Annotated in this window: 8 protein-coding genes and 3 pseudogenes; 5 read left to right on the plus strand and 6 right to left on the minus strand. The window is 57.9% G+C overall.

Annotated features, from left to right (window positions below):
* Positions 1 to 128: 128 nt before the first annotated feature.
* The 3 genes from CF70_RS35540 to CF70_RS00135 all read right to left on the minus strand — a co-directional run bounded on the left by CF70_RS35540 (position 129) and on the right by CF70_RS00135 (position 2,084).
* Positions 129 to 443 (minus strand): hypothetical protein, encoded by a 315-nt coding sequence (locus CF70_RS35540; RefSeq protein ID WP_152561644.1) that lies wholly within the window; start codon positions 441 to 443, stop codon positions 129 to 131.
* Positions 444 to 608: 165 nt separating this feature from the next.
* The gene (locus tag CF70_RS38705) at positions 609 to 788 is read right to left on the minus strand and encodes a hypothetical protein (protein WP_349675090.1); all 180 of its coding nucleotides are present in this window, start codon (positions 786 to 788) and stop codon (positions 609 to 611) included.
* Positions 789 to 1,145: 357 nt separating this feature from the next.
* On the minus strand, positions 1,146 to 2,084 hold the full coding sequence (locus tag CF70_RS00135; protein WP_051647927.1) for an autotransporter outer membrane beta-barrel domain-containing protein: 939 nt from the start codon (positions 2,082 to 2,084) through the stop codon (positions 1,146 to 1,148).
* A gap of 319 nt (positions 2,085 to 2,403) precedes the next feature.
* Here CF70_RS00135 and CF70_RS00140 point away from each other — a divergent pair, with 319 nt between their 5' ends.
* The 5 genes and pseudogenes from CF70_RS00140 to CF70_RS37165 all read left to right on the plus strand — a co-directional run.
* Positions 2,404 to 3,423: a diguanylate cyclase gene (locus CF70_RS00140; RefSeq protein WP_235184829.1), complete on the plus strand. Its 1,020-nt coding sequence runs from the start codon at positions 2,404 to 2,406 to the stop codon at positions 3,421 to 3,423.
* 1,103 nt (positions 3,424 to 4,526) lie between these two features.
* The gene (locus CF70_RS00145; RefSeq protein ID WP_160172213.1) at positions 4,527 to 5,402 is read left to right on the plus strand and encodes a LysR family transcriptional regulator; all 876 of its coding nucleotides are present in this window, start codon (positions 4,527 to 4,529) and stop codon (positions 5,400 to 5,402) included.
* 667 nt (positions 5,403 to 6,069) lie between these two features.
* Positions 6,070 to 6,499 (plus strand): annotated as a pseudogene (locus CF70_RS00150) (Bug family tripartite tricarboxylate transporter substrate binding protein); the annotation flags it as partial.
* A 306-nt stretch (positions 6,500 to 6,805) separates the two neighbouring features.
* Positions 6,806 to 8,488 (plus strand): DUF7151 family protein, encoded by a 1,683-nt coding sequence (locus CF70_RS37160; RefSeq protein WP_152561645.1) that lies wholly within the window; start codon positions 6,806 to 6,808, stop codon positions 8,486 to 8,488.
* 48 nt (positions 8,489 to 8,536) lie between these two features.
* Positions 8,537 to 8,704: pseudogene (locus CF70_RS37165) on the plus strand (helix-turn-helix domain-containing protein); the annotation flags it as partial.
* A 258-nt stretch (positions 8,705 to 8,962) separates the two neighbouring features.
* Here CF70_RS37165 and CF70_RS34305 read toward each other — a convergent pair.
* From CF70_RS34305 to CF70_RS38710, 3 genes and pseudogenes are all read right to left on the minus strand, one after another.
* Positions 8,963 to 9,280, minus strand: a complete 318-nt coding sequence (locus tag CF70_RS34305) for a high-potential iron-sulfur protein (protein ID WP_081861964.1) — start codon at positions 9,278 to 9,280, stop codon at positions 8,963 to 8,965.
* A 130-nt stretch (positions 9,281 to 9,410) separates the two neighbouring features.
* Positions 9,411 to 9,611 (minus strand): YgaP family membrane protein, encoded by a 201-nt coding sequence (locus tag CF70_RS34310; protein WP_081861965.1) that lies wholly within the window; start codon positions 9,609 to 9,611, stop codon positions 9,411 to 9,413.
* 181 nt (positions 9,612 to 9,792) lie between these two features.
* Positions 9,793 to 9,917 (minus strand): annotated as a pseudogene (locus tag CF70_RS38710) (cytochrome C); the annotation flags it as partial.

The raw sequence follows: 9,917 nt of genomic DNA on the forward strand, positions 1-9,917 counted from the left end.
TATTCACGCCACGATCTACGCTCCAGGGAGATCTCGATTGACAGCACTCGCGAGCATCGGCAGGAGAGGAGCGCCTTTCCTTCATCTATCCTGGCTGGCACCCATATTTGCGTGATTAGAGCTCGCCATTAGCCGAAATAGCGATCTGCAACAGTTGGTGCTACGCTTGGGCGAAACGACGGGAGATTGTCATGGCTGCCGAGAGCTTCAAACGGTACCGAGGGTGGATATATGCGGTATCCGTCTACCAGGAGGGCGGTGACTGGGTGGCGCTCGTTCGAATTGGCAAGCTCGAGGAGGGCGACGATCTCGTTGCTGATATTCAGTTTCATGATCGAGGTCATCGCAGTGGCGACGAGGCCGGAGAGGTCGGCGACGAGCGCGCGCGATCTGCCATCGATGGGTGGATGAGTGGAGGCCACGAAGCCGGCAATGGCTAGCATCAACCAACCCTCCTGAACTCGACCACCCACGGGTTTCCCGCCCATGCGCCGGGGCCGTTGATGTGCCGAAACCCGTACCACGCTCGCGTGCCCAACGTCGTCTTGGCCGTCCGCCGGACCAACAGTACTAACCCGCGCCGGCGGGCATCGGGGAAGTGGATTCTCTCATGAACGTGAATGTTCCATGGGAGTGCCGGCACCGCAGTCTAGGGGAACCGCATCCTGCCTCGTGTGGGTTTGCACCGCGTTCACGGGCTTCCCCTTCGAACCTTCCACTAGACAGCTCCGGTAGCCAGTGCCGCGGCACCAGGTGCGGATTGCGTCGCGCAGTTCCAGCTCCGTCAGGCCAAGTTCCTGCGCGCTTGGGACGAGATCCCCGAAGAGGCCGAATCTTGAGCGGTACCTTGGACGCTGGACGCTTCGGAGAGGTTTGCGGGAAGCGCTTTTGCAGCGTCACGATGGCCTGCAGCACCGGATCGACGGGATTAGCGGGCTCATTTACGGGCTTAGTCGGGCGGGCTGAATCCTTAGTTAGCGGGCGCGACGCGTCTTGGCCCGTGGCGCGGCCTTGGCTTGCTTCGCCAATTGTTTGAAGCCCGTTGCCGTCGGCGACGGCGCGCGTGCTGAAGATTTAACGGACCTCAACAGCTGCTGCCAATGGCAACGCCAGCGGTGACCTGACCCCTAACTCTGCATCCCGCTTCAGAAACGGTAATCGAGCTTTGCGCTTGCCGCTTGCGCGGATGCATGGCCGGTATTGAGCAGCGCGTCGAACGCGAAGGCAACCGTCAGGGATTTGGAGGGATGGAGGCTGACGCTTGCGCCGGTGGTGAGAAACGAGCGCGGCAGATCCGTGCCTGGGGCTGCGAACACCGTGCCGTCCAGGGCGGACACCGTGACCGCACGTCCGCCCGCCAGCATCTCGTGCGCGTACCCCAGCCGCAGTTTTACGTTGACCGGCTTTGCCGTGTCTCCAAACGCCTTGTCCAGCGTGATCGCTGCAAAAGGTTGCAGGCTGCGGGCGTTGTCCGTTCCCACGAATAGGTTCTGCCCGTTTGCGCCAGTTTCGCTGAATGTGTTGCCGTGGAAATACGCATAGCGCAATCCCACATTCGGCGTCAACACGACGCCGCCCACCGTAAGCGGCAGGCTAGCCTGCGCCGCGGTGGTGAATTCCTGACCGATGTGATCGCCTTCCGCGGTGCCGATCGAACCGAACGGCCGCTTCTGAGACAGGAAATCGAGCCCGTATCCGACGGTCGCTGCCAAGCCGACTGGACCGTACCACCCGTTGCCATACAGCGCGAGCCTAAGCGTGTCCGTTGTGCCCGAACTGCCGGTGCCATCCTCGCCGATATTGGTGTGCATGTAGCCGGCAGCCGCGCCGAGCGTGGATTCGCCCGTCGGATGGTCGATGCCCGCCAGAAACCCGTATTGGTGCGACTGGAAGCCCGGCTGGCTATTCGTGCCGCCGACTTTCGTGCGCGAACCCATCGCGGTGATCCAACTGCCAGATGAAGCCGGATCTTTCATGGGGTTGCTGCTCAGCCGTTCCAGTAGTGTCGCATTGACCGTTTGCGCGCGGATCAATGCGGTCGTGCCGAGCGCGGTGTAGATACTGGTGCCAAGCGGCGCGACCACGACCGACGCATCGGGCGTGGCTGCGACATCGAGTATCAGGTTGACGTCATTCGTGCCATAGCTGACGGATTGCCTTAGCGTGCCAAGATTGGCTCCGACCGCTGCCGTTCCAGGGGCAACCGATTGCGCACTACACGCACATGCGCTATGCGCAGTTCGGCGAGGTCATCGAGTTGTGGGATAGGTCGACTGACTTGCAGATCTCCATTCAGGATTTCAGGTTTTTGCCGTTAAAATACCGGTAAATGACTTCTGGTTTTGAGCAATGCAATGCGCCCCGGGCAATGATCGACTCGCCACTAGAGTGCCATTGGAGGCCATGGGCGACCGAAAGACTGCCGAGCCAGCAGTTATCGAATGGCTGCTCCACGACGATCAGGTGATACGCGAGTGTTTTCGCCATGCAGCGGCGATTCTGAAGAGTGTGACAGGCGCGTCGATCACGGCCGTGACGTTGCTCGACAAGGAACATAAGCATTATCGAGACGAAGTCGGCATGTGGATGTCGCCGGTTCCTCGGCAGCAGTCGCTGTGTGATCGTGCCGTGCAGTATGACGATTTGTTCGTGATCGAAGATACGCTCACCGACCCGGATCTGGGCGAATGTAGTTTGGTAAGCGGTCCCCCTTTTGCGCGGTTCTACGCCGCTATCCCGCTCAAGGTGCCGGGTGGCGAAGTGGTCGGTGCTCTGTGTGCAATGGATTCGTCGCCGCGTGGCATCCGTGACGATCAGCGCGAAGTATTCCATCACCTTCGAGCTATGATCGAAAACGATCTGCGGTTGCGCAGCGTCGCCGCGATCGATCCGCTGACGCGATTATTCAATCGGCGGTTCATGTTCGAAAGTATCCGGCGAAAATGGCAAGAGACGGCCGATGACGAAGACATCGAGGCTGTGATGGTCGATGTCGACTGGTTCAAGCAATATAACGACACCTATGGTCATCCTGCCGGTGACGATTGCTTGCAAGCCGTGGGGTCGGTGTTGCAGTTCGTGGCCGAGAAGTATCAGATGATTGCCGGACGCGTTGGCGGTGAAGAGTTTGCGCTGCTGCGGTGCGGCTCCGCTTTTCCGCCCCTTGAGGAGGTTCTGGAACGCCTGCGCGTCGGGGTGGAGGATCTGGCGATCGAGCATCGCAGTTCTCCGTTCGGCATTGTGACGGTCAGCGTTGGAGCCTCACTTACGCGCAAGCAGGGGCGTGTCGAGTCGACACATCGCGAAATCTTTGCAATCGCTGACCAAGCACTCTATACCGCGAAGAAGGACGGTCGGAATAGGGTGGCTTGCCAGGGGATCGCATGTATATGGTGCCCGAGCGGCGATTGCACGGTCCCCTAAATGCGACGTCCGAATAGACCTGTTTTGCCTTCTTCATCTCTGACACCTCCTGACTAGCTCATTATTTATGAATCAGAGTCCGTTGCAATCAGGCTACCTCAAACTGACACTACGAGGTAGCTTGATTGCAGATGACTTGCCTGATTCATAGCAGCCGGTGCCATCGTCAGTCTGAGCAGATCGGCATCTGTGATTGTGCGGCAATCGCGACCCTTGCGCTCGAACACCGACGCCAGGCTGGCTCCAATCGCCTCCCATGGCATGCGGTTAGCCATTATCTCTAGCGAGCCGCCCTGTAAGCCGACCTGGCCGCTTCGGTAATGGGTAGTTGGGGGTGGGCGAACGGCCGTTCCACGGTCCTTGACTGGTCCTTCGCAGGCATTGCTTCCGGCGACCGCGCGTCGGCCGAGGCAGCCGCGCGCATCTGAATCCGTTATCCGCAGGGTGTGATCTGACGCAGATTCAGCCAGTTCGTAGTAATGGGGCTGTGCCTTCGGGTCGTCAATTCGGGGAGGAAAGGGCTCTCGGCGCAGCTTGCGCTATATGACCCCCGGCGCTCGAGTGGGTGTGCGACCGACGTATTGATGGACAGGGTCTTTCATTTTAGAGGTTGAGCACCACCTACTGGAAATCTGGACTACCAACTGTAATTGGAAGAAAACATGATGCGGCTCAATGGTATGCAAGCAAAAAGGCCTAGGATCTAGCAAAGTAGGGCCGCTCGCCAGAAACCTCTGCACGCGTAGCAGCTCGCATAGAAGTGGCACCGAGACCGGAAAACAAAAAGTGATAGACGGACCACATTGACCCCGCGTATGGCAACGCGTCTAACTGCGCAAGCCCTGCTTTTAGATGCAACGCGTTTGCGACTGTGTCTGGCGGGCGGGATACTGCATTTCCAGCCAGATGCTCAGACCTTTGCCTCTGGCCTCGATGCGGCTGGGAGTATCCCCCGGTGGCTACGGAGAGCAAAGCAATATTAATTGATGGTGTCACAAGCCTTTCTGATGGTGGCGTGTTGTGCAGGACACGCGCACGTGAAGTGTGGTGAAATTCGACGCAGTATGCCAGCCGGTGGAGCGCGGCCTATGAACAGGCGGAGCATGAAAAAGCAATTCAAATCGGACCAGCTTCGAACCTTCCTTGCTGTAGCACAGCAACGCAACTTCACCCGGGCGGCACAGATGCTGCACTTGACGCAAGCTGCCGTCAGCATGCAAATCCGGCAATTGGAGTTGGATGTCGAGGCGCCGCTGTTCGTGCGCAACTCGCGCCTGCTTGCCTTGACCCCGGCAGGAGAAACGCTGCGGGTCTATGCTGAGCGAATCCAGGAGCTTCACGAGCAAGCGTGGCAGGCATTGTCGTGCGAGACCTACGAGCGCTCGTTGCGCATTGGCACGCCAGACGCCTATGCCAGCGTGATATTGCCTGCGGCATTGCGGGCCTTCACGTCTCAGTTCCCGGATGTCAGGGTGGAGGTGGTCTGCTTGCCGACGCTTGAGCTTGGGCGAAGGTTGGAGAGCGGCTCGCTGGACCTTGCCGTAGGCACGTGTTGCCCTCAATTTCCCGGCCCGCCTATATTTTCTGAGGAACTCGTCTGGGTTGGGGCTTCTTCGGCAGCTAACCTGGCTGCCCAGCGGCCCATCCCGCTAGCTCTATTCGAAGTGGGTTCGGCCCCTCGGGCGCACGCTGTTCATGCGTTGGAGGCGACATCGATACCCTATCGTTGCGTGTACTCCAGTCCCGATACGATGGGGGTCCTCGCCTGCGCGCGGGCTGGCAACGCCATCGCCGCGGTACCCAGGCAATCTGTGAGCGGACGGCTCCTGATCATGGGGTGCGAGGATGGACTGCCGGATCTTGCGCCATTGGAAGTCACCATAGCCAACGGTAGGACACCAAATGGACCGGAGAAGCGAGCGTTGATGGATCTGCTTACTGCGCCTTCCATTTGTCAGCTGGGCTCGATGACGAGCTAGTCTGCGGGAGCTTCGTGCTCGCTATAGCGAACCGTTTGATGAAGGGAACTGTCCCAGCACTCATAGGATCACTGCGAGGCGATTCGCGCTTTGGCCTGCAAGGGGGCGTCCCGGGCTATGCCTGAGGAGGGTCCGTCGAGAGTCGCCAGTTGTTCAAAGCCCATTGCCCAGCCATATAGACGTAGTGCGATAATGCCTCGTGATTCGCATTCCCGCCCACGCGGCGGCGGGGCATTGACCAAAGCAGGCATGCTGGCCAGAGCGGCGCCCATCACACTTCGCGCGTCCAGCCGAACCGGTGGCGTTCCTACTGGCCTCGTGGCGCGCATCATCCTCCGTGTGCAGGCGCGCGGCCGTAGCGCAAAGCGATTCTGTCAATCCGGAATCCTGCCGGAGTCCGCGCTGGATAAGGAGGCTCGGGTGGCGAATTGGCAATATTGTTTCCGCTCGACGGAGAGCGTGCAAATTTGGGGAGGTCGATTTCGTCAGACGCACTGGCTTGCGGCAAAGGTTGCTCGGTCTGTTCTGTTCGTTGGTCAGTGCCGGTTTGGCGATGCTGGCCCGATGCATTCGCCGTGACGCGAGGCGGCCATCTCGAGCGCCGAGATGCGCCAGTGCGAGAATTCCCCATTCAAAACCGCGATCCTGACCTGCGCCATCCCCTCCGGCGCGCCATGTCCGCTACAAGGGCAACGGACCGATGATGACCGACCTGATCGCAGGCCAGGTGGAGATGGGTGTCGTGGCATTGAATGCCGTGGCGCCGCACCTGAAGAACGGCGCCCTGCGTGCGATCGGCCTGTGCGCGACGCGCTCGCCGGCCGCACCGGATATTCCCACCATCGCCGAACAAGGCTTGCCAACTACGCGATCGAGGGCTGGTTTGCCGTGGGGGGGCGGCTGGGCTGCCACCGGCCGAGGTAAAGCCCCTCAACACGGTGTTCACCAAGGCATTTACCAGCCCGGACGTGCTGGAAGCGATGAAGAAGCAGGGTAATACGATCAATCCCGGCACGCCAGAGGTAGCCGCGAAGTTCTTCCAGAGCGATGCGGCGCGCTATGCGTTGCTGGTCAAGAAGGCCAACGTGACCCTCTGAAGTTCCAATATGGAAATCCATGGTTACCGATGTCGCAAGCTTGGTAGCTGATTTTAGAAGTGAGGGGCAGCGCCGGTCTATCAAGATACATATCGCCCCATGCATTCATGTTTGAGCCACGCACATGTCTGGGCGGCTTATGCAGATGTTCCCTAGCGGTGGAGGCGCTCGAGCAAATACGGCTCTGGTGCTTCGAACGTCCGCGAAGCACACTATAGTATGCGCTCATACGAGTGAATTGTTATCCGTTAAATCGGGTACTTGATCAGATCGGTTAATCCAAAAAGACTATATGAGTAGGGCGTATTGCGCCTTATCATATTACCGTTTATGGTTCGTCGTGTCGGTGGGTGGAGGCATCCGATTAAAATGTTACCAAGCGGGTTCCATCATTTAATTGGGCGGGGCGCGACAAAAAATATGGGAATTAAGTTGAAAGCCAGATCTTATAATCTCGTCGATATAAAATTATTGGCCGCTTTATTCGCTACAGTGCTGGTGGTTGCCTGCGGCGGCGGTGGAAATTCAGGCGATACTTTATCGGTCGTGCCGGCTACGCCTCAAGTCGCGGTCAAGAATACCGTGGCATTTTCTAGCGAAAACAATGCACCCGTAACAGCCTGCCCTAATGGCGGAATCACGGTTCATTCAGGCGTTGATATCAACGGCGATGGCGTTCTAGAGCGGAGTGAAGTAAGTAACACGCAATATGTTTGCAACGGTGTAAATGGAGGGAAAGGTATTGGCGCTCTGATCGCCGCGACTTCGGAGTCGGCTGGGAATAATTGTTCAAGCGGCGGTTTTAAGATCAGTTCCGGATCAGATGTCAATGGTGACGGAATACTCGAAAGTGCGGAGATTACTTCCGCCTCTTATATCTGCAATGGTGTGTCTGGAAGCAATGGTGCCAATGGCTTAAATACTCTGGTGAAGATTGTTGCCGGAGTGGCAGTGAATATCTGCCCTAGTAATGGTAATCAGATACAGTCTGGGCTCGACCTTAATAACGATGGGATTTTGCAATCAGCCGAAGTCACCACTACTGCCTACGTATGCGATGGAGCGTCTGGTGCTACTGGGCCAACTGGTGCAACAGGGGCGACCGGCACCGATGGCCTGACTACGCTAGTGGTGACAGTCGCAGAACCTGCGGGGGCGAATTGTTCCAATGGTGGTAATAAAACGACTTCGGGTCTGGATCTCAATAGCGACGGCACCCTTGAGGCGAGCGAAGTGGTGTCGACGACCTACGCGTGCAACGGCGCACAAGGAGCTACGGGTGCCACAGGGCCAACTGGTCCAACCGGGCCTATGGGAGCCACAGGTCCGGCAGGTCCTTCCGGTCGTCTCAACTGGGTTAGTGCGACTGCTTCAACCGTACAGGCGGTGGCAAATACCGGATATATAGCCAATAATGGCAGCGTCGGAGTCGCGATTATTTTGCCCGATGCTCCGGCCATAGGCGATCAGGTGCAAGTTAATGGCATGGCCGCCTGGACGCTGGTGCCAAATTTCAATCAAATAATTGTCCATAACATGGCCGGCACTGGCGCCGTTACGGGTGGTGGGCTTTCTGGCGCTCTTGGAGATTCCATTTTAGTGCAGTATGTCGGTAACAATACCTTCATGGTCACAGCGTTTATCGGGCACATTACTCCGATCAGCAATAACATCTTTGCTCAATATGGAGTGCTGTGGACGCCGCCAGACTTCAATGTTACCTACACCTGGGCGCAAGGCACCGCCAATTGCGCTGGCGCGTCATTCGGTGGTTTAAGCGGCTGGCGGATGCCGATCGTGTCGGAATTGTTGGCAATTGACGCAATTGGCGTGAAGGGGACTCACGGCTGGCCGAATACTAATGGCAATATGTGGGCTTCAGACCCATCTCCGGACACTCCGGGTGCCTATGCTGTTGAGGCGTTTGGATTTCACTCCAGCGGGTACCAAATTGGCACTAATAGTATTTACGCCACTTGTGTACGCTAGGGAATAAACTGCGTGATTCCAGAACGTCGTTTCAACAAGAATGCAGCGATTGATTGCGAGATCGCGACGCGCTTGCATTGGGTAGGCACGTATCTCGAGACCGGCAACGCCGGTCTTGTATGCGCGCGCCGCGGCCTCTCAAGGCGTACGCTCCGTAAATGGCTGAGCCGCCAGCGCGGTGCGGGCGAACAGGGTCTACGGATCCAGACCGAACGAGGCAGCGACTTCTTTGCAGAAGCCGCCTGCTGGCTATTGCCTGGGCTATCTCCTTCGAATTGATGCCGCGGCACTGGCATGTCCAGCAGGACCAGAGTCCGGCATCGATCGCGGACGTGAGGCGGCAAACGGTATGTGTTCGCGCCCGCTGGCGTATCGATGCGCCTTGTTCTGACCAAGGCGCGTTTGCGGGAAATGCAGAGACCCGAACGAGAAGGAGGCTGAAGTATTAATGTGGAACCTGCTACTCAATAGACATCAGGCTTTCTTTACCCACGCAATGCACCAGCCATTGGCAGCTACTTGCCCGCCGAACAATGGGCAGTCCCCTTTAGGTGCACCTGCCTTGCCATCATATAGGTAGCAGTTTCCGCAGCGCTGGCTAGCTTCGTGTTTTGGATACTTGGTCTTATCGACCTTGTTCGTATCTGCCTTATAACCGAGGTCGACAGCGGGCGGGTCTTTGTCATCGAGGATCGAGCCACCAGCCTGTGCGCGGGCCAATGTCGACACGGCAAGGGTGGTCGCTGCAGCGACCACTGGAATGCTCTTCAGAAATTGACGACGATTGGACATGGTGCTTTTCCTTCTTGTGGAGGAAGACAGCTTATCGATGAATGAGTCGTAACGAAATTACGCAGCAGGCGTCGCGGCGCGTTGTTGTGCGTAGCCGTGTGTACGTTGCCGCCTGGTTACATTGGTCGGCTTACTTGGTCTTGGGTTCAGACGAACATGTCTTCACGCCCAGGATGCTGTAGGCGGGGCAGACGCGCACCAGGCCTGTCAAGAGCGGAAGGGCGCCAATCCAACCCCATGCGCCAACCCGTCCTGTCGCAGCCAGTCCAATCAGGACTAGCCCAACGATAATCCGTAGAGTCCGGTCAACGGTTCCAACGTTCGCTTGCATGGCAGGCTCCTTATCAGGAAGAAAATCACGCGAATGAGGATGCTGGGTTGCGGTAACTTTCCAACATCACGGGCTGGTGAGACAAACACTAACTCGATCACTTTACGGCCTGCGGGACGCAGCACAATGATGTAGCTCAATCTCTTGTGAATTTGTAGTCGTGAGGCACGTCTTCCTGCGTTTAGCGAGCATCCTTCGGCCGGTCGCCTTTGGGCCAGTCCTTTACCCTGGCCGCATAATCTGGTCGCGGCTGCTGGGTGAAGTAGGCCGCGACATCCACGGCATCCTGCGCCGATAGCGTTCCGC

The organism is Cupriavidus sp. SK-3 (assembly GCF_000611145.1).
In the GTDB taxonomy this organism is placed as follows: Bacteria; Pseudomonadota; Gammaproteobacteria; order Burkholderiales; family Burkholderiaceae; genus Cupriavidus.